This window comes from Marinobacter mangrovi (assembly GCF_016798325.1).
Classification (GTDB): Bacteria; Pseudomonadota; Gammaproteobacteria; order Pseudomonadales; family Oleiphilaceae; genus Marinobacter_A; species Marinobacter_A mangrovi.
This window is the reverse complement of record NZ_JAERVO010000003.1, coordinates 539,545-565,613: the sequence shown is the minus strand read 5'-3', so window position 1 is coordinate 565,613 and position 26,069 is coordinate 539,545. Positions and strand designations below refer to the sequence as shown.

27 protein-coding genes and 1 riboswitch are annotated in these 26,069 nt (G+C 64.9%); of the genes, 8 read left to right on the top strand and 19 right to left on the bottom strand.

Going from position 1 to position 26,069, the window contains the following annotated elements; all coding sequences use genetic code 11:
* Positions 1-52 precede the first annotated feature (52 nt).
* The 3 genes from JL474_RS12235 (at position 53) to JL474_RS12225 (ending at position 4,307) form a co-directional block, all read left to right on the top strand.
* The gene (locus tag JL474_RS12235) at positions 53-2,347 is read left to right on the top strand and encodes an ATP-dependent helicase (RefSeq protein WP_407944057.1); all 2,295 of its coding nucleotides are present in this window, start codon (positions 53-55) and stop codon (positions 2,345-2,347) included.
* A gap of 215 nt (positions 2,348-2,562) precedes the next feature.
* Positions 2,563-3,738 (top strand): OmpA family protein, encoded by a 1,176-nt coding sequence (locus JL474_RS12230; protein ID WP_203142277.1) that lies wholly within the window; start codon positions 2,563-2,565, stop codon positions 3,736-3,738.
* Between the two features lie 83 nt (positions 3,739-3,821).
* Complete coding sequence (locus JL474_RS12225; protein ID WP_203142276.1) at positions 3,822-4,307, top strand: DUF4124 domain-containing protein; 486 nt, start codon at positions 3,822-3,824, stop codon at positions 4,305-4,307.
* Here the strand turns inward: JL474_RS12225 and JL474_RS12220 are convergent.
* Genes JL474_RS12220 through JL474_RS12205 form a run of 4 tightly spaced genes read right to left on the bottom strand, consistent with a single transcriptional unit; the run spans position 4,292 to position 8,330 of the window.
* Positions 4,292-5,533, bottom strand: a complete 1,242-nt coding sequence (locus JL474_RS12220; RefSeq protein WP_203142275.1) for a methyltransferase — start codon at positions 5,531-5,533, stop codon at positions 4,292-4,294. The genes JL474_RS12225 and JL474_RS12220 overlap by 16 nt on opposite strands.
* Before the next feature lie 6 nt (positions 5,534-5,539).
* Complete coding sequence (locus tag JL474_RS12215; RefSeq protein ID WP_123634652.1) at positions 5,540-5,827, bottom strand: SelT/SelW/SelH family protein; 288 nt, start codon at positions 5,825-5,827, stop codon at positions 5,540-5,542.
* A gap of 36 nt (positions 5,828-5,863) precedes the next feature.
* Positions 5,864-7,774 (bottom strand): putative bifunctional diguanylate cyclase/phosphodiesterase, encoded by a 1,911-nt coding sequence (locus tag JL474_RS12210; protein ID WP_203142274.1) that lies wholly within the window; start codon positions 7,772-7,774, stop codon positions 5,864-5,866.
* On the bottom strand, positions 7,767-8,330 hold the full coding sequence (locus tag JL474_RS12205; RefSeq protein ID WP_203142273.1) for a heme NO-binding domain-containing protein: 564 nt from the start codon (positions 8,328-8,330) through the stop codon (positions 7,767-7,769). The genes JL474_RS12210 and JL474_RS12205 overlap by 8 nt, the downstream gene beginning before the upstream one ends.
* A 165-nt stretch (positions 8,331-8,495) precedes the next feature.
* A riboswitch (cobalamin riboswitch) is annotated at positions 8,496-8,689 on the top strand.
* Between the two features lie 163 nt (positions 8,690-8,852).
* Here JL474_RS12205 and JL474_RS12200 point away from each other — a divergent pair.
* Genes JL474_RS12200 through JL474_RS12190 form a run of 3 tightly spaced genes read left to right on the top strand, consistent with a single transcriptional unit; the run spans position 8,853 to position 11,721 of the window.
* On the top strand, positions 8,853-9,914 hold the full coding sequence (locus JL474_RS12200; protein ID WP_236012207.1) for an ABC transporter substrate-binding protein: 1,062 nt from the start codon (positions 8,853-8,855) through the stop codon (positions 9,912-9,914).
* A complete protein-coding gene (locus JL474_RS12195) occupies positions 9,911-10,960 on the top strand; it encodes a FecCD family ABC transporter permease (protein WP_203142272.1) in 1,050 nt (349 codons plus the stop codon). The genes JL474_RS12200 and JL474_RS12195 overlap by 4 nt, the downstream gene beginning before the upstream one ends.
* Positions 10,957-11,721 carry an ABC transporter ATP-binding protein gene (locus JL474_RS12190; RefSeq protein WP_203142271.1) on the top strand — a complete coding sequence of 255 codons (765 nt, stop codon included), beginning with the start codon at positions 10,957-10,959 and terminating at the stop codon, positions 11,719-11,721. Before JL474_RS12195 ends, JL474_RS12190 begins: the two co-directional genes overlap by 4 nt.
* A gap of 13 nt (positions 11,722-11,734) precedes the next feature.
* Here the strand turns inward: JL474_RS12190 and JL474_RS12185 are convergent, their stop codons facing one another.
* Positions 11,735-12,553, bottom strand: coding sequence for a polyphosphate kinase 2 family protein (locus tag JL474_RS12185; protein WP_203142270.1), 819 nt, complete (start codon positions 12,551-12,553; stop codon positions 11,735-11,737).
* 106 nt (positions 12,554-12,659) lie between these two features.
* On the opposite strand from JL474_RS12185, the gene JL474_RS12180 reads away from it, so the two are divergent.
* On the top strand, positions 12,660-13,466 hold the full coding sequence (locus tag JL474_RS12180) for a TatD family hydrolase (protein ID WP_203142269.1): 807 nt from the start codon (positions 12,660-12,662) through the stop codon (positions 13,464-13,466).
* Between the two features lie 20 nt (positions 13,467-13,486).
* Here JL474_RS12180 and JL474_RS12175 read toward each other — a convergent pair whose 3' ends face one another.
* Genes JL474_RS12175 through atpD form a run of 9 tightly spaced genes read right to left on the bottom strand, consistent with a single transcriptional unit; the run spans position 13,487 to position 20,170 of the window.
* Positions 13,487-14,365, bottom strand: coding sequence for a F0F1 ATP synthase subunit gamma (locus tag JL474_RS12175; protein ID WP_203142268.1), 879 nt, complete (start codon positions 14,363-14,365; stop codon positions 13,487-13,489).
* Complete coding sequence (locus JL474_RS12170) at positions 14,349-15,905, bottom strand: F0F1 ATP synthase subunit alpha (RefSeq protein ID WP_236012206.1); 1,557 nt, start codon at positions 15,903-15,905, stop codon at positions 14,349-14,351. Before JL474_RS12170 ends, JL474_RS12175 begins: the two co-directional genes overlap by 17 nt.
* Entirely contained in the window at positions 15,895-16,668 is a 774-nt protein-coding gene (locus JL474_RS12165; protein WP_203142266.1) for a F0F1 ATP synthase subunit B family protein, read from the bottom strand. The genes JL474_RS12170 and JL474_RS12165 overlap by 11 nt, the downstream gene beginning before the upstream one ends.
* A gap of 18 nt (positions 16,669-16,686) precedes the next feature.
* The gene (locus JL474_RS12160; RefSeq protein WP_203142265.1) at positions 16,687-16,965 is read right to left on the bottom strand and encodes a F0F1 ATP synthase subunit C; all 279 of its coding nucleotides are present in this window, start codon (positions 16,963-16,965) and stop codon (positions 16,687-16,689) included.
* Positions 16,962-17,654 carry a F0F1 ATP synthase subunit A gene (locus tag JL474_RS12155; RefSeq protein WP_203142264.1) on the bottom strand — a complete coding sequence of 231 codons (693 nt, stop codon included), beginning with the start codon at positions 17,652-17,654 and terminating at the stop codon, positions 16,962-16,964. The genes JL474_RS12160 and JL474_RS12155 overlap by 4 nt, the downstream gene beginning before the upstream one ends.
* Entirely contained in the window at positions 17,645-17,950 is a 306-nt protein-coding gene (locus tag JL474_RS12150) for an N-ATPase subunit AtpR (protein WP_236012205.1), read from the bottom strand. Before JL474_RS12150 ends, JL474_RS12155 begins: the two co-directional genes overlap by 10 nt.
* Before the next feature lie 2 nt (positions 17,951-17,952).
* Complete coding sequence (locus tag JL474_RS12145; RefSeq protein WP_203142262.1) at positions 17,953-18,255, bottom strand: AtpZ/AtpI family protein; 303 nt, start codon at positions 18,253-18,255, stop codon at positions 17,953-17,955.
* A complete protein-coding gene (locus JL474_RS12140) occupies positions 18,252-18,662 on the bottom strand; it encodes an ATPase (RefSeq protein WP_203142261.1) in 411 nt (136 codons plus the stop codon). The genes JL474_RS12145 and JL474_RS12140 overlap by 4 nt, the downstream gene beginning before the upstream one ends.
* The gene (gene atpD, locus JL474_RS12135) at positions 18,659-20,170 is read right to left on the bottom strand and encodes a F0F1 ATP synthase subunit beta (protein ID WP_203142260.1); all 1,512 of its coding nucleotides are present in this window, start codon (positions 20,168-20,170) and stop codon (positions 18,659-18,661) included. The genes JL474_RS12140 and atpD overlap by 4 nt, the downstream gene beginning before the upstream one ends.
* 176 nt (positions 20,171-20,346) lie before the next feature.
* Here atpD and JL474_RS12130 point away from each other — a divergent pair, with 176 nt between their 5' ends.
* On the top strand, positions 20,347-21,555 hold the full coding sequence (locus JL474_RS12130) for an HD-GYP domain-containing protein (RefSeq protein WP_203142259.1): 1,209 nt from the start codon (positions 20,347-20,349) through the stop codon (positions 21,553-21,555).
* On the opposite strand, the gene JL474_RS12125 is transcribed toward JL474_RS12130, so the two are convergent.
* The 5 genes from JL474_RS12125 to JL474_RS12105 all read right to left on the bottom strand — a co-directional run bounded on the left by JL474_RS12125 (position 21,556) and on the right by JL474_RS12105 (position 26,001).
* A complete protein-coding gene (locus JL474_RS12125) occupies positions 21,556-21,912 on the bottom strand; it encodes a DUF7352 domain-containing protein (RefSeq protein WP_203142258.1) in 357 nt (118 codons plus the stop codon).
* Between the two features lie 64 nt (positions 21,913-21,976).
* The gene (locus tag JL474_RS12120; RefSeq protein ID WP_203142257.1) at positions 21,977-22,909 is read right to left on the bottom strand and encodes a LysR family transcriptional regulator; all 933 of its coding nucleotides are present in this window, start codon (positions 22,907-22,909) and stop codon (positions 21,977-21,979) included.
* A gap of 62 nt (positions 22,910-22,971) precedes the next feature.
* Positions 22,972-24,153 (bottom strand): choline ABC transporter ATP-binding protein, encoded by a 1,182-nt coding sequence (choV, locus tag JL474_RS12115; RefSeq protein WP_123634643.1) that lies wholly within the window; start codon positions 24,151-24,153, stop codon positions 22,972-22,974.
* A complete protein-coding gene (gene choW, locus JL474_RS12110) occupies positions 24,150-24,998 on the bottom strand; it encodes a choline ABC transporter permease subunit (protein WP_123634642.1) in 849 nt (282 codons plus the stop codon). The genes choV and choW overlap by 4 nt, the downstream gene beginning before the upstream one ends.
* Before the next feature lie 73 nt (positions 24,999-25,071).
* Complete coding sequence (locus JL474_RS12105) at positions 25,072-26,001, bottom strand: choline ABC transporter substrate-binding protein (protein WP_203142256.1); 930 nt, start codon at positions 25,999-26,001, stop codon at positions 25,072-25,074.
* Positions 26,002-26,069: the final 68 nt, after the last annotated feature.

The window sequence follows — 26,069 nt, the reverse complement described above, 5'->3', positions numbered from 1 at the left end:
GCGGCCCCGGAATCCGGGGCCTCTGTGCGATTCATGAGGCAAACCATTATGGATGAGTGACCGGGACCATGCCAGAATAGCGCCCATGCCAACAGCCCTCCCCCCGCACCTGACCGACGAACAGCACGCCATCATCACCGCCGGCTATGAGCACGCCCTCATTACGGCCGTGGCGGGCAGCGGCAAGACCACCACCCTGGCCTGGCGCATCCGTTACCTGCTGGAACAGGGCCATGATCCCACCCGCATGCTGGTGCTGATGTTCAACCGCAGCGCCCGGGACGATTTCCAGAAGAAGCTGCAATCGGTCGCCGGCGACACCGGGCTTGGGCTGCCGGAAATCCGCACCTACCACGCCATGGGCTATCGCCTGTACAAACGCTTTGTGCGTGAGGGCTACCTGCCGGATTTCGTCGCCGACATCCTCAGCGACCAGGAGATCAACTTCCAGGTCTGGATGCTGACCCGCCAGCTGGCGCCGGAAGCCCTGCAGGACGAAATCAAGCGCGCCAAGAAGGACTACGTGGAAACCGCCGCCCACTTCATCGATCTGGTGAAGACCACCCTGTCGCCGGTGGAGATCGTGTTCGAGCAGATGGGCTACGGCACCAAGCACCGCTACCTGATCGACCTGTTCCACGGCTTCGAGCAGTGGCGCAAGCGCAACGCCCGCATCAGCTACGCCGACATGCTCTACGAGCCGGTCATGGCGATCCACCAGAATCCGCCGCTGCAGCGCCTCGTCGCCAACAAGATGGATCTGGTGATGGTGGACGAATACCAGGACACCAACGAGATCCAGCACCTGCTGCTGCGCTACATCGCCGGCGAGCGGGCGCGGGTGACCGTGGTGGGCGATCCGGACCAGACCATCTACGAATTCCGCGGTGCCCAGCCGGACTTCATCCTGAGCCGTTTCAGCGAGGAATTCGAAAGCCCGCTGGAACAGACCCTCAGCTACACCTTCCGCTACGGGCACCGGGTCGCGCTGTTGGCCAATCACCTGATCAGCCACAACACCGGGCGCAAGGACGTGCTCTGCCACGCCCACCCGTCCACGCCGGCCACCGACATCCAGCTGCACCGGGCCGACGAGGACAGCGACGTCATCCTCAAACTGGTGGAAGCCCATCGGGACGGCGGCCAGCCGCTGGAAGCCGTTGCCGTGCTGGTCCGGGTGTGGAGCCAGAGCGTGCCGATCGAGCTGCGCCTGCTGGCCCGGCAGATTCCCTATCGCATCGACAGCAACAAGGGCGCCCTGTTTACCCGCGAGGTGGAAGCCATCACCCACCTGATGCGGGTCTGCGCCGGCCAGTTGCCGATACTGGCCGAACCGGATCGCCTGGAAGCGGCCCGCAGCCTCTTGCGTTTCCCCCACGTGGGTCTCAAGGAAGCGGAATTGCAGAATCTCGCGCAGCTGCTGGCCCGGTTCGACCGGGACTGGGGCGCCCGCCTGCTGGATCTGGATTTCGACGCGCTGGGGCCGATGCCGGCGCGCAAGCTGAAAAAGCTGGGACGCTGCCTGCTGGACCTGGATGGTTTCAACGGCCCCGCGGGAGACCTGATCGACCGCTACGCCGACGACACCGAGTTGTTCGAAGGCATTCGCAGCCTGGCCATGACCCACGAGTCCGCCGACGAACGGATCGATACCGTACGCGGCTTCCAGGCTTACATCCGGGGACTCGACGTGGGTGCCGGTGAGGCCCTGGCGCACCTGGACACCCTGCGCCAGCATGCCCGCCAGCCCGGCCGTGGCGGTATCCAGCTGTCCACCATGCACCGCACCAAGGGACTGGAGTGGCCGGTCGTGATCATCCCCGGCCTGCAGGAGAAATACCTGCCCTACACCGCCCGCCAGACCGAGGACATCCGCAGCCTGGTGGAAAGCGAGCGGCGCCTGCTCTACGTCGCCCTGACCCGCACCCGCCATGCCCTGCACCTGATCACCCGGCGCGAGAGCGATGCCCCGCACCTGGACGGCGACCAGGGACCGAGCCGCTTCCTCCACGAGCTTTGCTTTCCCGCCTCCGCCGACCTGGGCAGCCAGTTGGACACCCGGCCGGAACCGGGCACCACCCTGCGCCTGGAAAAGCCGCCCACCACCGTCATCCGGCGCTATGCCGACCGTGCCCAGGTCGAACTGGACGCTCCGGACACCGGCCAGGACAGCGAGGGCGCCGGCCCGGTCTGGACCGAATCCCGCCTGATCCACGCGGTGATGGGCCCCGGCCGGGTCACCGACGAGTCGGACAGCGCCTTCGATGTCGCCTTCGACAGCGGCGAAACCCTCACCTTCAGCAAGAAGAGCGCGCACCTCTATTTTCGCCGGCTGACCGCCTCCTGAGGCGGGCCGAACCGCGAATCCAGACGCCTCCAAACGGGCCACAAACATGTCCATTCAGCAATGTTGGCGTCAAAACCCTATCCTTTGTGAATCCCGTCACTAAAATTACGCGTAAAGGCAAGGACATGAAGCCTGCTGCGGCGATCCAAGCCACAACAAAAAAGCAGCAAATAATGACGAAGCAATAAACGATAGGAAACGAACAGGAGGTTCACATGACCCGCAACCGACTTCTGGCTGCTGCGGCTCTGCTTTCAGCCATCACCACGCCCGCTCTGGCGGACGAACAAAAAGTCTACGTTAATCCCTTCATTGGATTTCAATACTTCGACGACGATCGCAACCTGAGCGAAACCGACACCTATGGGGTCGGACTGGAATATCGTTTCCTGCCCCGCTGGTCCGTCGAGGGTGTCTGGAACCGGGGCGATGCCGACCGCAAACACGCGCCGGGCAGCAGTGATTTCCAGGACTACCGCCTGGACGGTCTGTACTACTTCGCCGATCCGGACGAGAAGCTGAATCCGTACGTGGCCACGGGCGCCGGCCATACCGACTTTGACAGTCTGGGCGGCGGCATCGACGGCGAAACCCGGCTCAACGTCGGCGGCGGCCTGCGCTATAACCTCACGGACGTGGTGTCCCTGCGCGGTGATCTGCGCGAGTACTACAGCCTGGACGAGGATGCCTTCGACACCCTGGCCAGTGTCGGCATGAGTTTTGGTTTTGGCTTCGGCAGCAAGGAAGCGCCGGCACCGCAAGACAGCGATAACGACGGCGTGACCGACGACGCCGACCAGTGTCCGGGCACACCGCCAGGCGCCACCGTCGACGCCAACGGCTGTGAGCCGGATGCCGACAACGATGGCGTCGTCGACAGCCAGGACCAGTGCCCCAACACGCCAGCCGGCGCCGACGTCGACACCCGCGGCTGTGAGTTGGACAGCGACAACGACGGCGTGGTCGACAGCATGGACCAGTGCCCGAACACCACCGCGGGCGCCACAGTGGACGAGAAAGGCTGTGAAGGGGTGATGGAAGACGTCCAGACCTTCACGCTGAACATCCAGTTCCCCACCAACAGCTCGGTGATCGGCGATCGTTATGACGACGATCTGCGCCGTGTCGCGGATTTCCTGGAAGCGCATCCGAACACGGTCGTGGAAGTGGGCGGTCATACCGACAACACCGGCAAGGCCAGCTACAATGAGTTCCTGTCCCAGCGCCGGGCGGAATCCGTGGCCAACCGGCTGACCGGCACACTGGGCGTGGATCCGGACCGGGTCAGCGCGCGGGGTTACGGTGAGTCCGACCCGGTGGCAAGCAACGACACCGCGGCCGGTCGTGCCGAAAACCGCCGGGTGGAAGCCAAGATCCAGATTGAGCGGTAATCGCTGAAGTCCCGCCCCGGGGATGGCCGACGCCGTACCCGGGGCGATTGCAGACGGGCGGGCAGCGCCCGGAGGATGTTGTTATGCGCTTAACCGCCCTGTTCCTGCTCTGCTGCCTGCTTGCCCCGTCGGCGTTTGCCGAGGTCTTCAAATGCACCGATGCCAACGGCGTGCGTTATTCAGATACCCCCTGCGGCGACAACCCCGAAACCCTCACCTTACCGGACAACCGGATTGGCGGGCGCTTCAACAGCAACCTGCCTCCACCTCCAGAGCACACTGAATCGACGGAGGGCGCGGCACCGGCCGAGTCCAGCGCCAGCGAGCCGGAAAGCCCCTGCCGCTATATCCCCTCCACCGACCTGCGCCGCTACATCCTGCGGGAACAGGTGGTCCGGGGCATGACCAAGGACAACGTCCGGGACGCCTTCGGCACCACACCGGAAGTCTACCCGGTGCCCCAGGAAACCTGGGTCTACAAGACGGACTATTACGGCATGCTCTACGAGCTGACTTACGTGTATTTCCGGGACGGTTGTGTGGACAGGGTCGTTTATCGCAAACCTTGACCGGACGCCGTCGATCGGTCCAACCGGGCATCCAGCAGCAGGTTACGGGGCGTGAGGTGGCGCTCACAGAAGGTGCCCAGAGTCACCGTGTAGCCCTGTTCTTCCAGATACAGCGCGTAATCCAGTACCAGCCAGAGCTCCAGTGGCCGCCGGAACAGGTGGCGTAGCAGCTCATGGCGCCGCACCTGCCCCTGCCGACGTTGGCCGACCGTAAGCCAGTGATCGAAATCCGTGTCCGCTGGCAGCGCCAGGCCTTTGCGTTCGGCCGCCCATCGGCAGAAGGCCGCAAAGCCGTCGTCATTCAAATGGGTCGGATGGGAGGGCACCGGCAGGTAACTGTCTTCACCGCGCACGTGCCTTTGCAGGGCGTCGAAGCCCAGTCGCCAGACCTGGGTGTGGCGGGTCTGGCGCCGTACGCGGGCCGGCGCCGTCACGGTTTCCCGGACCGCCAGGCGCAGGGTTTCCCGGGACAAACCGGTCAATCGCCGCCCATCCGCCACCCGCCGGGACAGGGGCTGATGCCGGGTCTGCCGGGTCAGGTGAAAGCAGCAGGGCGACAGGCTCAGCCGCGGCCATCGATGGCGCGCGCCCTCGGCGATCAGGCGCCGATGCAGATCGCCGCAGGCGTGCAGGGCGACGCCGTGGTAGACCGGTGACCAGGGCAAATCCGGGTCCAGCACATTCCGGGTCACCAGCGTCACCGGATCCCCGTAGCGCTCGGCCAGAGCATTGCCGTCGGCCACCAGCGCAGCATCCCACTCATAGCCGGCCAGCGGTGACCTGGCGGTCGGCGCCAGGGTCCGGGCCAGGTGGCCCTTGCCACAGCACCAGTCGAGTATCGGGTGTTCCAGCGGTTGCACGGCGGCCGCAAAGGCGCCGGCCTGCAGCCGCTTGCGGCCGGGCATGTCCACCGCTCGGGTTTCCGGTAGGGCCAGCGACTCGCCCGACAAGTCCGGCAGCTCCAGCAAGGCCTGGCGCCGGGTGATCGCCGGCAGCCAGGTCGAGAGCCGCGCGACCAGACATTCGGGATCGGCTTCGTAGGCGTCGACGTCGGGGTCAGGCCGTTCCTCGAGAAACGCCGCCATATCCGGATACCGGCGGCACCAGTCGGGCGCCGGTGAACTGAAGGGGGCCGGTTGCCAGAGATCGGCGTGATCGGTCAGCCAGCGGTCGAGCGCCGACCAGCGCTCGGCCCAGTCGTGGCTTTGGTGGGCGGGAGCCTTCATCGTGGTTCAGCGGTCATCGGTTTTGCGATCGGCATGGCCCAGTGGGCGCTCTGGCGCCACGACGTCGCGGACCGCCTGCTTGAGCTCGGTGATGTCGGGAAAGCGGCCGGCCGCCTTGCGCGACCAGACCGTCTGGTCGTCCGCCCGGACTTCGAACACGCCGCCCGTGCCCGGCTTCAGGACCAGCTCGCCAATCTCATCTTCGAAGGTGGTCAGCAGTTCCTGCGCCATCCAGGCGGCGCGCAGCAGCCAGCGACATTGGGTGCAGTAGTGGATTTCGACGCGACTGGGCATAACGGTGATTCCGGGTCATCAGTACGGGGTGAGCCGCTATTGTCGCCCGTCGGACACCGGCTTGACCACCGGCTGCAACAGACCGTCGGCCGGCAAGCTGGCAATCAGGTCATCCACCGGCAAGGGGCGGCTGAACAGGAAGCCCTGACCGACCATGGCGCCCATCCCCATCAGGCAGCTCAATTCCAGATCGTTCTCGATGCCTTCCACCACCACCGTCAGTCTCAGCCGTTCACACAGGGAAATGATCATTTCCAGGATGGCTCGCTTTTCAGGATCCCGGTCCAGTCCGGAAACCAGTGAGCGATCGATCTTGAGGTAGTCCAGGGGCAGATTGCGGAGATACGCCAGGGAGGAATAGCCCGAGCCGAAATCGTCCAGTGCCACACCGATGCCGCCGTCGCGCAGTTCGTTCATCAGTTTGACCGCCACCCGGGAATCCGCCATCACCGCCGTTTCGGTCATCTCCACCTTGAAGCGAGCCGGCGACACGCCCGCCTCCGACAGCCGCCGCAGCAGGCTTTCGGCGAGATGGGGATCGTGCAGCTGGACCGGCGACAGGTTGACGCCCAGATTGAAGTCATTGCCGTAGACCTCGACCAGCCTCGGGTCGTTGAACAGGGGAATCACCTGGTCCAGCAACCGCTCGCTCAATTCCCGGATCAGTCCGGTTTCTTCCGCCACCGGAATGAACTGATCCGGGGGAATGATGCCGCGCTCCGGATGGCGGATCCGGGCCAGGACTTCAAAGCCACTCAGCCGCCCGGCCTGCAGATTGACCAGGGGCTGCAGGAAAGGCTCCACCCAGCCCAGACGCAAGGCATTACGCAGCAACTGTTCGGTTTCCAGGCGATCGAGATTCTCCCGGCTCATGCTGTCGTGATAGCGCAGGCAGGACCCGCTTCCCTGCTGGCGGGCCTTGCGCATCAGGGTACGGGTCGCCTGCAGCACCGCATCGGCCGATTCCAGGCGGGTTTCGCGCACCGGCATCAGGCCGACCACACCGCTGAGCCAGACGCTGCGTTTCTCCACATGGAATACCCGGTCGAAGGCCCGCTGGACATCGCCGGCACGGTCCAGGCCTGCGTTCGGGTCGGGGCTGTTGATCAGGATGGCGGTGGTACTGTCGGACAGACTGGCGATCAGTTCGCCATTGCGCACACACTCCTCCATACGCCGACGCAACTCCCCCGCCAGGATCCCGCTTTCCCGGCCGTTCAGGGTCTCGCGCACCAGGGCGTAATTGGGCAGGGCCAGCACCACCAGGTCCAGGTGGCCGGACTGCTGAGCGCGCATGCGTTCATCAAGGATGGTTTCCAGGTACTGGCTGTTGGGAAAGCCGGTGACGGGATTAATGAATTTCTGCAGGGTCACGTCCGCCTGGGTGCCGGAGATCATGCGGGCAACGCCGGTTTGCGGATCGTGGTCACAGATCCCGCGGGCCACCATCCAGCGGTAGCCACCGCGGCCATTGGATAACCGGAACTCGGCCCGGAAGCGGGCCGTCAGGCCGTTGATGTGATCGTGCAGGGCCTGCCGGAAATCGGATCGGTCGGCGGGATGGATCATGTCGATCCAGACGTCCGGTTCACACCGCGCACCCAGACTGGGGCGGCCGCACTGCACCAGCCAGCGCTGGGACACCTGGATGCTGTCGGTCTCCAGGTCCCATTCCCAGACGCCGTCGTTGGCGCCTTCAATCACCAGATCCAGTCGCCGGGTTCGTTCGGCTACCCGCTCCTCCAGTTCGTCCCGGGTTCGCTCCAGCGCCTCCAGGTTGCGCCGGACCGATTCGAGTACGAAATTGGACAGCACGGACAGCTTCTGCACATCCAGGTCGTCCGACCCGGAGTTCACATAAAAGTCGAATCGCCCGTCGATCGCCTGGCACAGCTGGTCGGCAATCGCGTTGATTTCCTCGCGCAGGCGCTTTTCCGAGTCAGTCAATGGCGGTCTCCGTGTGCAGGCAGAAGGTGCAGACCGGATCCCCCCGTTTCTGACAGGTCCGGACACTCAACTCGCCGGCCTCGCCGTATTCCTGCAACAATCGATCGAAGAGCGCCTCATACAGGCCGCACAGGCGATTGGGTGAGCCGTAGGTGACCACCAGATCCTCGCCCTCACGGCGAATGGCAAACTTGTCGCGCACCCGCTCACGACTGGCTTCGTTGCGCAGGCTGGATGCCAAGGTGTCGTGAACGCGGGGCTGGCGTTCCAGAAAATCCCGCGCCGTTGGGGACATCCGGTAGAACATGGGAAACAGCCGACGCGATTCAACAATGAACGCATCGGCGTAGAGGCGATACAGGGCCTCCTCGTCCAGGCCGAAAACGGCCTGGGTCGCCTCGATCAGACGCAGGCACTCATCATCCGGATAATCCGTATCGATCCGGAAATCCGGCACCGCTGCCAATCCGGCCCGGCGTGTGACGTCTGCGAGCGCTTTGGCCCCACCCTCGCGCTCAACCAGTTCCAATAAAATCTTCTGGATCAATCCAATCATACGGCTCGCTGCTCAACGACGGCACCCCAAAGGTGCCTGAATAGCCCGGGCGCCGGGTCACCGGTCCGGAAACACAGTTTAGGCCAGCGGCTCCGGCTTTGCCGAATAATTCAGGCCACACAATCGGTTGACTATACGCTGGCGCTTGCCCCTCCCGATCAACCTGTTTATGCTCGACGCGTCGGTTTCCTCTGGGAATTAATAGGGAATTCGCCGCGGCCACGGCCGCGAACCGAAACTGCCCCCGCAACTGTAGGCGGCGAGCGACGTCCAATCACCAAGCCACTGGGAACCCCCCGGGAAGGCAGGACGCGCCACGACCCGTCAGTCAGGAGACCTGCCGACATTCCGATTCACGACGCCGGGCGGGGTGCCCCGGGGAAAGGAAGGACCATTCCCATCATACGGATTCCTTTACAGCTTCCTGAACCCTCTTGCTATCGGCCGTGAAACCTTATTGTTATGTTATAACATAACCATTATAGTCGCTGCGCTTCGATAGCGATCCCAGGAGGTCACGTCATGTTGGTCACATTCCGTCTCACTGCCCCAGGGCGGTTCCCGTTCTGGCGACTCGTCCGCCGGTCCCTGCCGGTCCTGCTTACACTGACCGCGACCAACGCCGCGGCGGCCCCGACCACTTACCCATTGACGCTGGGTAACTGCGGTCGGGAGATTCGCTTCGACGCCGCCCCGGCGCACACCATCACCATCGGCCAGTCCGCCACCGAAACGCTCTACGCCCTGGGACTGGGCAATCGGGTGGCCGGCACGTCGGTCTGGTTCACCCCGGTACTGCCCCAGTTCAGGGCCATCAACGACCGGGTACCGCGCCTCGCCGACAACGACCCGAGCTTCGAGGCGGTGGTCAACAAACACCCGGACCTGGTGACCGTGCAATACGAATGGCACGTAGGCCCGACCGGTTCGGTGGGCACCCGCCAGCAATTCGCCGACCTGGGTATCGCCACTTACATCCTGCCGGCGGACTGCGACACCAAGGACAACGCCACCGGCGGTGATGGCACGCGGGTCGCCGCCTTCTCCACGCAGTCCATCTACAAGGGCATCCGCCAGCTTGCCACGATCTTTGACGTGCAGGACGCCGGGGAGGACCTGATCACCGACCTGAAAGGCCGGGAAACCCGGGCCATCGAACGCGCCCATGGGCTGGACCTGCCAAAAGACCTGTCCGCGGTCTTCTGGTTTTCGTCCACCGACCTGGCCGCGGCTCCCTTCGTCGCCGGTCGTCTGGGCGCGCCGGGCTACATGATGGACAAACTCGGCATCCGCAACGTGGTCGAGTCCGATGAGGAATGGCCGACCGTCGGCTGGGAGACCATTGCCCGGGCCGACCCGGACCTGATCGTGATCGCGCAGATGGACCGTCGCCGCTACCCGGCCGACGACATCCGGAAGAAGCTCGATTTCCTTCACAACGACCCCGTCGCCAGCCAGATGACCGCGGTGCGGGAAGGCCACATCGTACCGATGGACGCCCACGCCATGAGCGCCACCCTGCGCACGATCTTTGGCCTGGACTCCCTGTCGGACGCCCTGGCCGGAATGAGCTTCGACCGATGAGCCGCGTCATATCCCTGCCGGTGCCGGTGGCGCCGCGCCTGCACTGGCTGTGGCTGACCCCGCTGGTGCTGGCGATCGCCCTGGTGGCCGGCACCGCCATCGGCGAGACGCGGATTCCCGTGGACACCATTCTCAAAGTGCTGGCCAACCGCTTGTGGGACGCCGGTTACCCGGTTGACCGCATCGATGCCGGCATCGTCTGGAGCTACCGGCTCAGCCGCGCCATCGTCGCCGCCTGCTGCGGCGCCGGACTGGCACTGACCGGGGTGGTACTGCAGGCGCTGCTGCGCAATGCGTTGGCGGATCCGTTTCTCATGGGGCTTTCGGCCGGGGCGTCGACCGGGGCGGTGGCGGTCACCGTGCTGGGTTTGGGCGCGGGTGCCATCGGCCTGTCAGCGGGCGCCTTTGCCGGCGCGGCCCTGGCCTTCGGCCTGGTGGTGGTGCTGGCCCACGCCGCCAGGCGGGGCATGCAGGCGGCCGGGGCGATCATACTGGCGGGCATTGCCGGCGCCCAGCTGTTCAACGCGTTGACGGCCTTCATGATTGCCAAGTCGGCCAGCGCCGAGCAGGCCCGGGGCATCCTGTTCTGGCTGATGGGCAGCCTGTCCGGGGTGCGTTGGGACGACGTCGCACTGGCGGTACCGACCGCCCTGGTCGGGCTGGGGGTGTGCCTGTGGCACATGCGCGCCCTGGATGCCTTCACCTTTGGCGCAGACAGCGCCGCGTCCATGGGCGTAGCGGTGCGTCCGGTCCGGGGCGTGCTGATTGCCGTGACCGCCCTGGTAACGGCGGTGATGGTGTCGATGGTTGGCGCCATCGGCTTCGTCGGCCTGGTGATTCCCCACGCCATGCGCCTGCTGGTGGGCAGCCGCCACGCCCGGCTGGTACCGGCTTCGGCCCTGGCCGGCGCCGTGTTCCTGGTCGGTTCGGACATCCTGTCCCGCATCCTGGTGCCCGGCCAGGTGCTGCCCATCGGCGTGATCACCTCGCTGATCGGGGCACCGGCGTTCGCCCTGATCCTGGTCCGGGGAGCGGGCAAGGCATGAAACTGACCGCCGAACATCTCGGGGCCCGCATCCATGGCCGCACCCTGCTGGATAACGTGAGCCTGACCATCCGGCCCGGCGAGACCTTTGCCCTGGTCGGGCCCAACGGCTCCGGCAAGTCGACGCTGTTGCGGCTACTGGCCGGCCTGCGTCGACCGGCCCGGGGCTGCGTTCGCGTCGACGGACGCCCACTCGCCCACCTCAAGCGACGCACCATTGCCCGGTCCATTGCCCTGGTCGAACAACAGGCCGAAACCAGTGACAGGCTCTGCGTGCGCGATGCCGTTGCCCTGGGTCGCACGCCGTTCCTGTCGCCGCTGCGCCCCTGGACGGACGAAGACGACACCCACGTTGACCGGGCGCTGGACGACGTCGATATGCGTCCGTTCGCCGACCGGCTCTGGCACACCCTGTCCGGCGGCGAACGCCAGCGGGTCCACATCGCCCGGGCCCTGGCCCAGCAACCCCGCATCCTGCTGTTGGACGAACCCACCAACCACCTGGATATCCAGCACCAGCTCTCGATCCTCAGCCTGGTTCGGCGGTTGCCGGTGACGGTGGTGATCGCGTTGCACGACCTGAACCAGGCGATGGCGTGCGACCGCGTTGGCGTCCTGGACGCCGGTCGGCTGGTGGCATTGGGGCCGCCTGAAGACGTACTCACTCCGGAGCGACTGTGGCAGACCTTCAGGGTGCAGGCCGACAGCATCGGCGACCCACAGGACGGGCGTCGGATCCTGCGTTTCCGGCAGGCTCCCTGATCGCCCTTGGGGATCAGTCGCCGCCCAGCAGTTTCCGGTAGGCCTTGAGGGTCTTCTCGTCTTCCACTGGATAATCCGGCGCCAGGGCCTGAAGCTGTTCGTCGACCAGGGCGGCCACGATGGACCGGGCAACGGACTTGCGATCGCCGGGGATGATGAACCAGGGCGCCTCGGCTGTGTGGGTGGCGGCAATGGCCTCCCCGGCACAGGTCAGCAGCTCGTCCCGGCGCTCGAAGGCTTCCACATCGGACGGATCGAACTTCCAGCGTTTGCGCGGTTCGTCGAGGCGCTTGATCAAACGACGACGGTGTTCATCGCCACTGAGCCGGATCCAGCATTTGATGACCGTTGTGCCTTCCCGGGAGAGATGCGCCTCAAAGCTGCGGATGGCCTCGTATCGGGCCTGCCAGTTGTAGTCCTCCGGGGCATGGACCGGCCATAGGCGCTCGGCGATCACCGCCTCGTGATGACTGCGGTTGAAGGCCGCCAACTCGCCAAAGGCCGGTAGCAACGGGACCACCCGCCAGAGGAAGTCGTGCCGGGTCTCCGCACCCTGCGGCCGGGCGAAGGACCAGGCGTGAAAACCCGCCGGATCCATGTAGGTCGACAGCGTCCGGATCAGGCTGTCCTTACCGCTGGCATCGAGGCCGTGGAGGATCAGCAATACCGCCCGGGAACGATTCGCCCATAGGCGGCGCTGATACTCGCCGATGCTCTCCAGGCTGGTATCCAGGGACGGAATGTCATCGTCCCCGACGTCAGCCGGGTAATCGTGCAGTGACGGCCGGGTTGGATCGTACCGCCAGCGCTCGTTGAACGGTGTGGTCATCATGGCATGGGCCTCGTCTGCGGACTCTGCGGATTGGGAGGGGCGTTGTCCAAAATGGTAGACTGCGTCTGAATTCATTCCCAGTGACGCCACAGGCAACGTTCCGCTCATGAGCAAGAAACGACGCGACATCCCGGTTTTCGAGCAGCCGATCATCGAAACCCACTGCCACCTGGACTACCTCAAGGACCGCCCGCTGGCGGAGACCCTGGCCGAAGCCCAGCGGGTGAACGTGGAGCGGGTGATCACCATTGCCGTAGCCCCGGACAACCTGGCTACCGTCCGTGAGCTGACCGGCGAGGCGGACTGGGTGTACGGTACGCAGGGCATCCACCCTCACGAGGCGGAAACCTACACCGACGCCGTCGAGGCGGAAATCCGCGAGCACGTCGGTGGCGAGAAGATGGTCGCCGTCGGCGAGATCGGCCTGGACTACTTCTACGACAACGCCGACCGCACCGTGCAGCGGGATGTGTTCCGCCGCCAGTTGCAGATCGCCTGCGACACCGATCGCCCGGTGGTGATCCACAGTCGCGAGGCCGACGACGACACCATCGAGATCCTCAAGGAGTTCGAGGGTACGCTCAAGCGCCGCGGCGTGATCCACAGCTTCACCTCCGGTCCCGGCCTGGCCCGCTACGCCCTGGATCAGGGCTGGTGCCTCGGCTTCAACGGCATTTCGACCTTCAACAAGGCGGAAAACGTGCGGGACATTATCCGCATGACGCCCATCGAGCAGCTGCTGCTGGAAACGGACTCGCCGTTCCTGACGCCGGTGCCCTACCGTGGCCGGGAAAATGCACCGTTCTACATTCCGTTCGTGGCGGAGAAAATCGCCGAGGTGAAGGATCTGCCCCTCGAACAGGTGCTCACCACCACCTACGCCAACAGCCTGCGAACCTTCTTTCCGGGCTGAGCGACCGACGCCCGGGGCCATCAGCGCCGGGCCGGTTTCTTCAGCGCCTCGAAGCCGATGATCACATCCAGCAGTTCGCTGGTGATCTCCGACTGACGCACCGAGCGCAAGTCGCCGTTCAACGCTTCCAGACGATCATCCACCGCCTGCTCGGCCTGCTGCATGCGCGCCAGGCGGGCAGCGTTCTCGGTGACCATGGCCTCGGCCGAAGCCCGGAACACGCTGGCGAAGATGTGGTTGCGCACCAGCGCCGCCAGCAAGGCGTCCGGAGCCATCGTGTAATCCGGCAACGCCCGTGATGGCCAGCGCTGTTCCCGCGTCAGCAGCTCCGGGGCCAGTGGCAGCAGCTGCCGGATCACCGGCGTCTGGCCACCGGCTTCACGGCGTTCTGTAAACGCCAAGGAAATCATACGGCCCTGAAAAAGGTCGCGGCCGGGATGTCCGGCCAGTCGCGTCACCACCTCGCCGGCCAGGCGCCCGATGCCTTCCGCCGATGCCGGCGGCAGCAGCACCGCGTCCGGACGCAGCCCCCGGTCCACCAGGGCATCGTTCATCTGCGCGCCGATGCACAGCAGGCGGCAGGCGTTCGTGCCCCGGCAATGGGCCGCCACGCTGTCGGCCAGCCGCTCATTGTAGTTCCCACACAAGCCATGATCGGATCCGAACACCACCACCAGCTGACCGGCCCGCGGCACTGGCGACAGCGTGATGTCACCCGTTCGATGAGCAAAGGCAAGAAAGCCGGCGATGAGGGTCCGGTGATAGGTCTCGATCGATCGCGCCGCCGCCTCGTAAGGGGATGCATTCAGTGCCGACAGGGTCTTCATGGCATGGACGATGCCCCGGATGCTGGTCAAGGTCTCGTGATGGCGGGTCAGGGACTCAAGCGTCCGGGCCATGGTCCGCCCCTCCTGTCGCTGTTTGGTCGATGGCACGGCGGGCCAGGGCCAGCAGTGTGTCGCGGTCGGCCGCCGCCAGCGAATGGTTGGTCGCAACCTGCTCGTTGAGCCCCTTCAGTTCGCTCTCCGCCACCTCACGGACCCGCTCCATGGCGACGTTGATGGCCTGGTCGTTCAGCCCGTCGAACAGCCCTGCCATGGCCGCCATCAAAACGGCCAGCTGGCCAATGGCCGACAGCGGATGGTATTCGGGCTGGCGCAGCGCTGCCCGGACCGCCGCGCCGCGGGTCAAGCGGGCCCGTGTGGCCTCGTCCAGCCGGGTTCCGAAGCGGGCAAAGTCCTCCAGCTCCTCGAACTGGGAGAGGGTCACCCGCAGGTTCCCGGCCACATCACGCAGGGCATGCAGTTGCGCCTTGCCGCCCACGCGGGAGACCGACAGGCCCAGATCCACGGCGGGAAACTGGTTCTTGCGCACCAGTCGGGGCGACAGGTAGATCTGGCCGTCGGTGATGGAAATCAGGTTGGTGGGAATGTAGGCGGACAGGTTTTCCGCCTGGGTTTCCACCACCGGCAACGCGGTGATGGAACCGCCACCGGCCTCGGGCACAAACTGCCCGGCCCGCTCCAGCAGGCGCGCGTGGAGGTAGAAGATATCCCCGGGGAACGCTTCCCGGCCCGGCGGCCGGCGCAGCAGCAATGACAGCTCGCGATAGGCCCGGGCATGGTGGGTCAAATCGTCAAAGACGATCAGGACGTCCCGGCCCTGGTCGGAAAAATACTCGGCCATGGCCATCGCCGCGTAGGGGGCGATGTAAGCCAGACCCGGGGCTTCTTCGTCACCCGCGGACAGCACCACACTGCGGTCCATCATCTGGCCGGCCTTCAGCGCATCGATCACCCGGGCCACCGCATCGCCCCGCTGACCGGTCGCGCAGTAGATGCCGATCACCTGCGATCGGGCCTGATTGAGCAGGGTATCGATGGCGATCGCGGTCTTGCCGGTCTGGCGGTCGCCGATGATCAGCTCACGCTGGCCCAACCCGATAGGCACCGCGGCATCCACCGCCTTGATGCCCGTCGCCAGCGGCCGGAAAACCGGCGCCCGGGACAGGATGCCCGGCGCCTCCGCTTCCACCGGCCGCTGCGCCACGGCGCTGATCGGTCCCAGCCCGTCGCGGGGGCGTCCCATTGCGTCCACCACCCGGCCGAGCAGGGCCGGCCCGACCGGCACACTGACCACCTTGCGGGTGCGCCGCACCGGTTCGCCCGGCACGATCCGCTCCGCCGGCCCCAACAGGACCACGCCCAGGCGCCCGGGTTCCAGATCCAGCACAATGCCCTGCACGCCGGAGTCGAACACCAGCAGTTCATCTGACAGAGCCCGGGCCAGGCCCGTGACGACGGCAATGCCGTCGCCGACTTCCGCCACCCGGCCTACTTCGGTCAACACCGGTTCCGGCGGCGGCGCGTCCAGCAGGGAGTTGATCCATTGGTTGAAGCCCTGCTCACCGGCGTCGGGTCGTTGTCCGCTATCGGTCATGGAGCGCGCCTCCCCGGCTCGACCCCGCGTTGGGCAGACGGTCATCCAGCAAGGCTTGCAACGCTTCGGCGTAGCTGTCCACGGTCCAGCTCAGTTGGGCTCCGCCCACCTGCAGCACCAGCCCCGGCGACTGATCCGGGTCGGTGGCAAAGCGCAGGGTGAAATCCGGCAAGTGCTGGCCCATGGCCGTGCGCAGCTGCGCCTGAAGGGGCTCGGGCAACGGCTCACGGGTGGTCGCGACGGCGGTTCTTTCCGAACCCGCCGCCCGGACCAGATCATCGGCCCGGGTGACCAGCTGTGCCATCACGTGTCGTACGGTGGCCGCTTCCAGGGTGTCGTCCGCCAGTTCGTGCAGGGCCTTTCGAGTCAGTTCCACCAGGGTCTGTGTGCCGGCCTGCTGCATACGGGCCACGAACTTGCGGCGCTCCCGCTCCAGTTGGGTCTGCTGCTCCTTCTGTTCCCGGGCAAGTCGGTCACGCGCCTCGGCCAACAGGCTGTCGCGTTCGCTTTCGGTGGCTTTCAGGGCCTCCGCCACTGCGGCATCCCGTTCTGACTGCAGCCGGGTCGTCTGCGTCTGGAACGTCTGTTCGGCCGCTTCCGCCTTTTCCCGGGCGGCACCGGCTTCGTTCATACGTCGGGCGATTTCCGCTTCCCGGGCATCGATGCCGTTGAGGATCGGCTTATAGAGAAAGCGCTTGAGCAACCACACCAGCACCAGGAAATTGGCGATCTGGGCGATGACGGTGATCCAGTCGATGGACATAATCGGCGATCCGTTGCCCTAGTGGCCGCTGGCGGCCTGCACCGCATCCCAGAACGGGTTGGCGAAGATCAGGATCATCGCCACCACAAAGCAGTAGATGGCGGTGGACTCGATCATCGCGAGGCTGACGAAGAGGGTCCGCGACAGGGTCGGTGCCGCATCGGGCTGCTGGGCCATGGCGGCGATCGCCGCGGCGGCTGCGCGGCCTTCTCCCAGTGCCGGTCCCAGCGCCCCGAAGGAAACGGTCAGGCCGGCAGTAAAGATGGAAATGATGGCGATCAATGCGAAGTCGCTCATGGTGTGTCCTCAGCGTTGGAAGGCGGGTCCGCCGCCGTTGCGGATGAGATGTAGACGGTGGCAAGGATGGCGAAGATGTAGGCCTGGATCAGGCCGGTGAGCAGCCCCAGCATGTCCATCACCACCGGAAAGAAGAACGGCGCCACACCCAGCAGGATGGCGGCAATCACCGCGCCGCTCATGATGTTGCCGTACAGGCGGATCGCCAGGGAGATCCCCCGGGAAAACTCGCTGATGACGTTGAACGGCAGCATCACCACCGAGGGCTCGATAAAGTGGCGCAGATAACGGCCCAGACCGCCGCTGGCGATACCGAACAGGGGCACCGCACACAACACGGAAATCGCCAGCGCCACGGTGGTAGACAGCGAAGAAGTGGGCGGTGAGAAGCCCGGTACGACCAGCAGCAGGTTGGACAGGGCAATGAACAGGAACAGGGTGCCGGCGAAATACATCACGTGGCGCGCTGATGTCTGGGTGATTTCCCCGATCTGGCTCTGGATCATCTGCACGATGGTTTCCAGCAGGGTGCGCCAGCGATTGGGTGGGACGTCCGGACGCAAATTTCGGGTCACCAGCAGGGAGCCACCCACCAGCACAGCCATCACAATCCAGGTGTTAACGACGGTGGCGTTGAGGCTGAAGTCGCCCAGTCTGAGGACGATGTCCTGGTCCGGCGTCAGCTGCATGAGGCATCCTCCCGAACCATCGCCGATGGCGGCCGGGCCCAGCGCACCGCAACCAGCCGCACGACGAGAAACGCCAGACCAAAACCGGCCAGCGACGCGCCATCGTGGAAGCCGTCGGTCACCGCAAAGCATACCGCCAGCAGCAACGCCATCCGCAACGCAGCGCTCAACAGCAGCAGGCTCCCCGGCCGTCGCGACCTGAAGAGGGCCCGAACACTCCACGCCAGGCCGGCAAAGTACAGCCCGCTGGCGGCCACGCCGACCGCCACCCCCACGCTGAGCGATGTCCAATCCATCGTCATTGATCCTCCCCTCCCCGGTCCGGCCCTTCCCGGCTGACCCAGGCCCAGGCGATGACACTGCCCAGGGCCACCCCGCCCAGAATCAGCGCCATGGGCCAGGAAAAATCCTGCGGGGCCACGCGATCCAGCCAGAGCCCCAGAAACGCGCCACCCACCGTGGGCACGGCAATGGACCAACCCACCATACCGAACGTGCCCAGCCCCCGCAGTGGGCTGCTCCCGGGGCGATCCCGCGCCCGCTTTTTCCGGTCGGCATGCCGGCTGATGGCCTCCACGGACCGGTCCGGCTTACGGCTCATGACCCCGGTTTCCGCAGTTCGGCAAACCGCCGTACGATATTGGCCTCCAGCCGCGACAGGGCCGCCCGGGCCACGCGCTCATCCTCATCGACGGCGCCAAAGGTGTCGGCGACGGTGTGGCGCAGGGAGGCCAGATCCCGGCCCTCAACCCCGCGCCGGATGGCGATGTTCACCGCGTGTCCCTGCTTGACCAGCAATCCTTCGTCGATACCGAAAAAACGCTCCTGCCCACCCGGCTCGGTCAGGACCAGGACCGATGGCACCAACGCCGTCACGAAATCCACGTGGTTGGGCAGCAGGCCAAACGCGCCGTTGCCGGCCTCGGCCACCAGCGCCCGCGCCGGCCCCTGAAACAGCGTGCGGGTGGGCAGCCCCAGGGTCACCTGCATCTCGATGGCCATGGTCATGATGCGTTTCCCCGCTCGTTCAGGGCCCCGATCATGTAGTAGTCGCTTTCACTGTCTTCGAATTGCGTCTGCTGCAACAGGGTTTCACACCCGTCCAGCGTGTCGGCGACGGCCACCCGCTTGCCGCCGCTGCCGGTAAAAGCCCGGGTGGTAAAAAATGGCTGGGTCAGGAACCGCTCAAGACGCCGTGCCCGGGCCACCGTGGTCCGGTCCGCCGCGGACAACTCCTCCATACCCAGCATGGCGATGATGTCCCGCAAATCTTCGTACTCGGCCAGCGTGCGGCGCACCGCCCGGGCGATGTCGTAGTGACGCTGCCCGACCACCGCGGGCGTCAGCATGACCGAGGCGGAGGCCAACGGATCCACCGCGGGATAGAGACCTTCGCTGGCCCGCTTGCGCGAGAGCACCACCGACGCGGACAGGTGGGAGAAGATGTGGGCCGCCGCCGGATCGGTAAAATCGTCCGCCGGCACGTACACCGCCTGGATGGAGGTGATCGCGCCCCGGCGTGTCGACGTGATGCGCTCCTGCAGACCGGCCAGTTCCGTCGCCAGGGTAGGTTGATAACCCACGCTGGAGGGCATGCGGCCCAGCAGCCCCGACACTTCCGAACCGGCCTGGACGAACCGGAATATATTGTCGATCAGCAGCAACACATCCTGCTGCCGGTCATCCCGGAAGTATTCGGCCATGGTCAACGCCGTCTTGCCTACCAGGAAACGCACACCGGGCGATTCGTTCATCTGGCCGAACAGCATCACGGTCTTGTCCCGCACGCCGGCTTCGCCCATCTCCCGGTAGAGTTCCTCCGCCTCCCGGGAGCGCTCGCCGATCCCGCAGAACAGGCTGACGCCCTGGTGATAGCGCACGGTGTTGTTGATCAGCTCGGTGATCAGTACCGTTTTCCCCACACCTGCACCGCCAAACAGGCCGGTCTTGCCGCCCCGCTCGATCGGCGACAGCAGGTCGATTGCCTTGATGCCCGTTTCCAGAATGTCGCTGTGGACCACGCGCTCTTCCAGGACGGGCGGCTCCCGGTGGATCGGTCGCCGCGCGTCGGCCCGGGGCGCCGGCTGGCCGTCGATGGGATCACCGAACACGTTGAGCATGCGACCCAGCACCGCCTCACCCACCGGCACGGTGATCGGATCGCCGGTGGCCCTGACCGCCATGCCCAGACCCAGGCCGCGAACCGGCGCCAGCGCCATGCAACGCACCGCGCCGTCGTCCAGCAACGAGGCCACTTCCAGCGCAACAGATCCGGCGTAGACCAGCTCGTGGATCCGCGGTACCGGTGGCGGGAAACGAACATCCACAACCCCGCCGCGAATACCCACGATGCATCCGTTGCCGGTAGCCTGAGGGCGCGCGGGGGCTGAATGGGTATCCGACTGTGGTTCAGGCACTTTTCCGTCCCTCGACCTGTCGCCGCTTGAAAGATGGTCATCGGTACAGGTGGGCACAGGCGGGGTTACCCACCATGGCCCTGGCTGTTTCGGCAGCATAATCTGCGGGCCTCCCGCGATCATTGATGCAAGTCATTCATATCGCGGATCGTTTGCGGGTAGACATCCCGGCATTTTTCGAACGTTCACATCATCGGCGACCGGATTTCATACAATCGGGTATAACAACTAGACTGGTCTGTATCAGCCTTTGAAGGCGAGCGCCCACAACAATCATGATCAAACGTATCCCGATTTCTGCCCTTCAGATCGGCATGTACATCACCGACCTGAACAACGACTGGATCCCCCACAACAACAACCGGCGCCGCGGCGTGATTCGGCGGGACGAGACGATCGAGAAGATCAGCCGGTTGGGTGTTCACCACGTTTACATCGATACGGACAAGGGCCTGGACTCTCCCGATGCCGTGCCGGCCGCCGCCGTTGACCGGCACAACGAGACCCTGCTCCAGCAGGCCGGTGGTCTCAAGCCGCTATTAAGACCCCGCGCGGCCCTGGACGAGGAAATCGTCATCGCCAAACGCATCCACACCGAGACCCAGAGTCTGGTGGGCAACCTCATGCAGGACGTGAAGCTGGGCAGGGCGATTGACCTGGCTCCGGTGCATGAGCTGGCGGACAATTTGCAGGGCTCGGTGTTCCGCAACGCCAACGCCATGGCCTGCCTGGGGCGTATCCGTGAGAAGGACAACTACCTGCTGGAACACTCCGTGAACCTGAGTGTGCTGATGTCGATCTTCGGCAAGGCAATGAAGCACCCGCACGATGTGCTCCACCAGACGGTCGTGGGTGCCCTGCTGCACGATATTGGCAAGATCCTCACCCCGGACGCCATCCTGCACAAACCCGGGCGGCTCAACACCGAGGAGTTCGAGGTGATGAAGCAGCACGCGGTGCATTCCCACGACATCCTGGCCAACACCGAAGGGATTGGCGAGCTCACCCTGCTCACTGCGGCCCAGCATCACGAGCGTATGGACGGCAGCGGCTATCCTGCCGGACTGAAGGGGAACGAGATTTCCCTGTACGGACGCATGGTGGCGATCGCCGACGTGTACGATGCGATCACGTCCAACCGGGTTTACCACAAAGGCATGACGCCCACCCAGGGCCTCAAGAAACTGATGGAATGGAGCGGCGATCACCTGGACCCGGAACTGGTCCGCCAGTTCATCCGCTGTATCGGGATCTACCCGGTGGGCTCCATGGTGCTGCTGGAGAGTGGCCGGCTGGGCGTGGTGATCGAAACCAACGAGGACGACCAGCGCCTGCCGGTGGTGCGCCTCATGTACCACACCCGTTTCCGGATGCCGATCCCGGTGGCCACCCTCGATCTCGCGGCCCCGGGGAACCAGGACCGCATCGTGCGGGCGGTGGATCCGGCCACCTACAAGATCGACATCCGGCCGTTTATGGCCTGATCAGCTGGCCAGAACCCGGTCCACGGCCCGGGGCGTCCAGGCCGAGCGCCAGTCCGTCGGGTTGGCACTGTCGCCTTCATGCATCGGCAACTCGTAGACGTGATAGGCTTCCGGGCCGAAGGGATCCAGCGCGGTATCGACGTAGCGGTAGCTGTCCGGTACCGGCTGACCCGAAGCCACTACGCGCATCCAGCGTTCGCATTGGGCCGCCTCTGCCGACAGGGGCTCTTCCACCCACAGGAACACCTGTTTCTGCGGCACGACGTATTCACAGCGGACCATGCGATAGCCCTTGTTCAGCGTCAGCAGCTTGGACTCGCCCGACATCTCCAGTGCGTACTTGTGGATCACTTTCATGAGAATGCCTCCGGTTCATGTCACGGTTCGATCATGCCCGGCGCTAAGCTCGTCAAAAACAGATTTAATGAGCGGTTTGGTTCGTTTTTTTCGAGGCATCGAACGGCCTGCCCAGCCGCTGGTGGCAAATGGCGGCCACGGCAGCGTGCAGCGGGCGGCCGGATCGTGAGATGGCGAAGAAGCGGTCAGTCACGGTCTCCACCGTACCCAGGCAAACCACTTCATATTGCCGGCAGACCTCGTCGGCCACCAGCATGGGCGCCGCGAAAACGCCCTCGCCCTGGCGGCCGAACACCTTGATCAGCGCGCTGTCATCGACTTCGGCCCGAACCCGGGGGCGAATCCCGCGTTCAGTGAACCAGCGCGTCAATGCTTTCCAGTAGGGGGCCTGCTGATGGATGGCGAGGAAAGGCTGACCGTCGAGGCTGCCAGGGAAACCAGGCGTCAGCCGGTCAGCCAGGGCCGGCGCGGCAAACAAACCAATGCCGGACTCTCCCAACTCATGCAGGAACCAGGGCGACTGCACGTCGATCGACGGCACGCGGTCGGTGATGAGAACGTCCAGATGGTGCCGGGACAGGTCACGCAGGAGATCCTCGGTGTCCCCGGTCCGACAGGACAGTCGAACCTCACGCGCCAGGCCCAGCGCCGGTTCAATCAGGTGGAAGGCAATCAGCTTGTGGATCGAGGCGGACACCCCCACGGAAAGCGGCAGCGGGCGATCGGTCAGTTCCCCCTGCACTTCCTGGCACAGCTGGTCGGCAATGGAGAACATCTCTTCGGCGTGGGCAAACACGGTGCGGCCCAGCTCGGTGAGCTGCAGGCGACGATGCGCCCGCTCGAAGAGAGCGCCGCCCAGTGCGGTCTCGAAGGACGCCAGCTGCCCACTCAGGGTCTGTGGGGCCAGGTCCAGGTGGTCGCTGGCTTGGGCAATCGAGCCTTCACGGGCGATCACCCAGAAATAGTAAAGATGACGGAAATTGAGCGTGTTGAGCATCGACGCCTCCGGTGTGCCGACCCAGTTCAAGCCTAGGCCGAATCCACCGGAGGCTCCAGCCCCTAACTGTCGTCCAGGTGCTTGCCGAGCATGGCGTGGTACAGCTCACGATCGCCGATGGCACCGACGATCGCGCCACCGTCTTCCACCAGCAGGCTGTGGCCGGTGAAATAACGGATCTCCACCGCGTCACGCAGCGGCGTAGACGGGGCGATGCAGGTGGGCTTCTGCTCCAGGCTGTCGATGGCCTGGCCTTCCTGCCAGCTCTGGGTCTGGTAGGTCTGCCCCTGGGTGGTCACCACGGCTTCCATCGATCGTTCCGGCGTATGCAGCCAGGTGTCGTAGCGCTTGTTCAGGCAGCGGTTGCCGTCGGCATCGGCCGGTACGTCGTCGATCGGCAGCATCAGCGAGCGCGCCGCCAGCACGTTGAGCGGGTTGGTGCTGGCCACGAAGCTCTTCACGTAGTCGTTCTGTGGCTGCAGCACGATGGATTCCGGCTTGCCGTGCTGGACGATCTGGCCGTCCTTCATGATGGCGATGTGGGAACCCAGCTTGAGCGCCTCGTCGAGGTCGTGGCTGACGAAGACGATGGTCTTCTGCAGCTCGGCCTGCAGGCTCAACAGCTCGTCCTGCAACTGGTTGCGGATCAGCGGATCCAGCGCCGAGAACGGCTCGTCCATCAAGAGGATTTCGGATTCGGTGGCCAGGGCGCGGGCCAGGCCCACCCGTTGGCGCATACCGCCGGACAACTCGTTCGGGCGGCGCTTGGCCCAGTCCTGCAGGCCCACCAGTTCCAGCTGGCGCTTCACTTTCTCGCGCCGTTCGGACTTGCTCAGACCCTGCAGGTCGAGACCAAAGCCGACGTTCTCCTCGACGGTCAGCCAGGGCATCAGCGCGAAGCTCTGGAACACCATGGAGACCCGGCGGGTGCGGATGTCCCGCTGCACGGATTCACTGGCGTGGGTGAAATCCACCGACTCGCCGTCGTGGTCGATGCGGATGCTGCCGCTGGTGACCGTGTTGAGCCCGTTGATGCAGCGCAGCAGGCTCGACTTGCCGGAGCCGGACAGGCCCATCAGCACGCAGATCTCGCCCTTCTTGATGGACAGGTTGGCGCCCTGGACGCCGACCACCAGGTCGGTCTTTGCACGGATGGCCTCGCGGTCCATCCCCTGTTCGATCATCGGCAGGGCGCGTTGGGGCTGTTTGCCGAAGACCACATTGACGTTTTCGAGTTCAATCATGCGGCACTCTCCCCGGGATTTTTCTGACGGAAGAAACGGTCCATCCAGATCGCCAGCAGGACGATCGCCAGACCGGCTTCAAAGCCCTTGCCGATATCCACGGTATTCAGGGCGCGGACCACCGGCACGCCGAGACCGTCGGCGCCGACCAGGGCGGCGATGACCACCATCGACAGGGACAGCATGATGCACTGGGTGATGCCGGCGCCGATGGAGCTCATGGCGGCGGGCAATTCCACCCGGAACAGCAGCTGGCGGTTGGTGCAGCCAAAGGCCTTACCGGCTTCCACCAGCTCGGTCGGCACCTGGGAAATGCCCAGGTAAGTCAGTCGTACCGGGGCGGCAATCGCGAAGATCACCGTGGAAATCACGCCCGGCACCACCCCCAGACCGAACAGGGTCAGGGTCGGGATCAGGTAGACGAACGGGGGGATCGTCTGCATCAGGTCGAGGATCGGCTGCAGGCCTTTGTACAGCCATTGGTGATGCGCTGCGTAGATGCCCAGCGGTATCCCGATGACCACACACAGGATGGTGGCGTACAGCACCAGCGACAGGGTCGCCATGGTGTCTTCCCAATAGCCCAGGTTCCAGATCAACAGGAAGCTGATCAGGGTAAAGGCGGTCAGGCCCCAGCGGCGGTGGCGCAGGTGGGCGGCCACGGTGAACAGGGCCACCATCACACCCGGCGGCACCCACAGGAGGCCGTCCGTCAGGCCATGGATCAGGCCGCCCAGGTTTTCGGAAACGGCATCGAAGAAGCCGCTGCCGTTGTCGATCAGGAAATTGACAACCTCTTCCATGAAGTCGCCGAATGGCAATTGATGCTCGGTTATCCAGCTCATGGTGTCGTGTCTTTTCAGATTCAAAGGCGTTCCTGCCGCCGGCCTTCATAGCCAGCGGCAGGAGGCGAAAGGCTTACTTGAGGCTGGCCTTGACCGCCGGCAGCGCAGGCTGGCCGTCGATGGTGGTCACGCCGTCCAGCCACTTGTCGAGCGCGGCCGGGTTGTTGGACAGCCACTGGTGCGCGGCATCACGCGGCTCCATGCCGTCGTCCAGGATCAGACCCATCACTTCGTTTTCCATGGTCAGGGAGAATTCCAGGTTGTTCAGCAGTTTGCCGACGTTCGGGCAATCCTGGGTGTAGTTCTTGCGGACGTTGGTGTGCACGGTGGCACCGCCATAGTTCGGACCGAAGTAGTCGTCACCGCCGTCCAGGTATTTCAGGTCGTAATTGGCGTTCATGGGGTGCGGTTCCCACGCCAGGAAGACGATCCAGTTGTCGCGACGCACGGCGCGGCCCACCTGGGACAGCATGCCGGCTTCGCTGGATTCGACCACCCGGAAATCCTTCAGGCCGAAGGCATCCTTGTCGATCATGTCCTGGATCAGGCGGTTGCCGTCGTTGCCCGGCTCAATGCCGTAGATGCGATTGTCGAACTGGTCCGCATGCTTGGCGATGTCGGCGAAGCTGTGAACGCCGGCGTCGTAGACGTACTTGGGTACCGCCAGGGTGTACTTGGCGCCGGTCAGGTTGGTGCGCAGGGATTCCACGTCACCGCTGTCCAGGTACGGGCGGATGTCCGCTTCCATGGTGGGCATCCAGTTGCCCAGGAACACGTCGATGTCCTTGTTTTTCAGGGACCGGTATGTGACCGGCACGGACAGGACGTTAGCCTTGGCCTTGTAGCCCATACCTTCCAGCACTTCGGAGGTGAGTGCGGTGGTGGCGGTGATGTCGGTCCAGCCCACGTCGGCAAACCGCACGGTTTTGCATTCCTGATTGGGCGCGGCGACCGCGGCGCCACTCAGCATGAGACTGCCAAGAGCCAGCAAAAACTTCTTCATCGTTATCTCCTTTCTCCAGCTTGAGGCCGCACCGGAGTCTCCCGGCGTGCCTCTTGGTTTTGAAAGTG

Excerpts from the sequence above, each read along its gene's own strand:
- JL474_RS12235 (WP_407944057.1), top strand. The coding sequence starts at position 53 with ATGAGTGACCGGGACCATGCCAGAATAGCGCCCATGCCAACAGCCCTC.
- JL474_RS12230 (WP_203142277.1), top strand. The coding sequence starts at position 2,563 with ATGACCCGCAACCGACTTCTGGCTGCTGCGGCTCTGCTTTCAGCCATC.
- JL474_RS12225 (WP_203142276.1), top strand. The coding sequence starts at position 3,822 with ATGCGCTTAACCGCCCTGTTCCTGCTCTGCTGCCTGCTTGCCCCGTCG.
- JL474_RS12220 (WP_203142275.1), bottom strand. The coding sequence starts at position 5,533 with ATGAAGGCTCCCGCCCACCAAAGCCACGACTGGGCCGAGCGCTGGTCG.
- JL474_RS12215 (WP_123634652.1), bottom strand. The coding sequence starts at position 5,827 with ATGCCCAGTCGCGTCGAAATCCACTACTGCACCCAATGTCGCTGGCTG.
- JL474_RS12205 (WP_203142273.1), bottom strand. The coding sequence starts at position 8,330 with ATGATTGGATTGATCCAGAAGATTTTATTGGAACTGGTTGAGCGCGAG.
- JL474_RS12200 (WP_236012207.1), top strand. The coding sequence starts at position 8,853 with ATGTTGGTCACATTCCGTCTCACTGCCCCAGGGCGGTTCCCGTTCTGG.
- JL474_RS12195 (WP_203142272.1), top strand. The coding sequence starts at position 9,911 with ATGAGCCGCGTCATATCCCTGCCGGTGCCGGTGGCGCCGCGCCTGCAC.
- JL474_RS12190 (WP_203142271.1), top strand. The coding sequence starts at position 10,957 with ATGAAACTGACCGCCGAACATCTCGGGGCCCGCATCCATGGCCGCACC.
- JL474_RS12185 (WP_203142270.1), bottom strand. The coding sequence starts at position 12,553 with ATGATGACCACACCGTTCAACGAGCGCTGGCGGTACGATCCAACCCGG.
- JL474_RS12180 (WP_203142269.1), top strand. The coding sequence starts at position 12,660 with ATGAGCAAGAAACGACGCGACATCCCGGTTTTCGAGCAGCCGATCATC.
- JL474_RS12175 (WP_203142268.1), bottom strand. The coding sequence starts at position 14,365 with ATGGCCCGGACGCTTGAGTCCCTGACCCGCCATCACGAGACCTTGACC.
- JL474_RS12170 (WP_236012206.1), bottom strand. The coding sequence starts at position 15,905 with ATGACCGATAGCGGACAACGACCCGACGCCGGTGAGCAGGGCTTCAAC.
- JL474_RS12165 (WP_203142266.1), bottom strand. The coding sequence starts at position 16,668 with ATGTCCATCGACTGGATCACCGTCATCGCCCAGATCGCCAATTTCCTG.
- JL474_RS12160 (WP_203142265.1), bottom strand. The coding sequence starts at position 16,965 with ATGAGCGACTTCGCATTGATCGCCATCATTTCCATCTTTACTGCCGGC.
- JL474_RS12155 (WP_203142264.1), bottom strand. The coding sequence starts at position 17,654 with ATGCAGCTGACGCCGGACCAGGACATCGTCCTCAGACTGGGCGACTTC.
- JL474_RS12150 (WP_236012205.1), bottom strand. The coding sequence starts at position 17,950 with ATGGATTGGACATCGCTCAGCGTGGGGGTGGCGGTCGGCGTGGCCGCC.
- JL474_RS12145 (WP_203142262.1), bottom strand. The coding sequence starts at position 18,255 with ATGAGCCGTAAGCCGGACCGGTCCGTGGAGGCCATCAGCCGGCATGCC.
- JL474_RS12140 (WP_203142261.1), bottom strand. The coding sequence starts at position 18,662 with ATGACCATGGCCATCGAGATGCAGGTGACCCTGGGGCTGCCCACCCGC.
- atpD (WP_203142260.1), bottom strand. The coding sequence starts at position 20,170 with ATGCTGCCGAAACAGCCAGGGCCATGGTGGGTAACCCCGCCTGTGCCC.
- JL474_RS12130 (WP_203142259.1), top strand. The coding sequence starts at position 20,347 with ATGATCAAACGTATCCCGATTTCTGCCCTTCAGATCGGCATGTACATC.
- JL474_RS12125 (WP_203142258.1), bottom strand. The coding sequence starts at position 21,912 with ATGAAAGTGATCCACAAGTACGCACTGGAGATGTCGGGCGAGTCCAAG.
- JL474_RS12120 (WP_203142257.1), bottom strand. The coding sequence starts at position 22,909 with ATGCTCAACACGCTCAATTTCCGTCATCTTTACTATTTCTGGGTGATC.
- choV (WP_123634643.1), bottom strand. The coding sequence starts at position 24,153 with ATGATTGAACTCGAAAACGTCAATGTGGTCTTCGGCAAACAGCCCCAA.
- choW (WP_123634642.1), bottom strand. The coding sequence starts at position 24,998 with ATGAGCTGGATAACCGAGCATCAATTGCCATTCGGCGACTTCATGGAA.
- JL474_RS12105 (WP_203142256.1), bottom strand. The coding sequence starts at position 26,001 with ATGAAGAAGTTTTTGCTGGCTCTTGGCAGTCTCATGCTGAGTGGCGCC.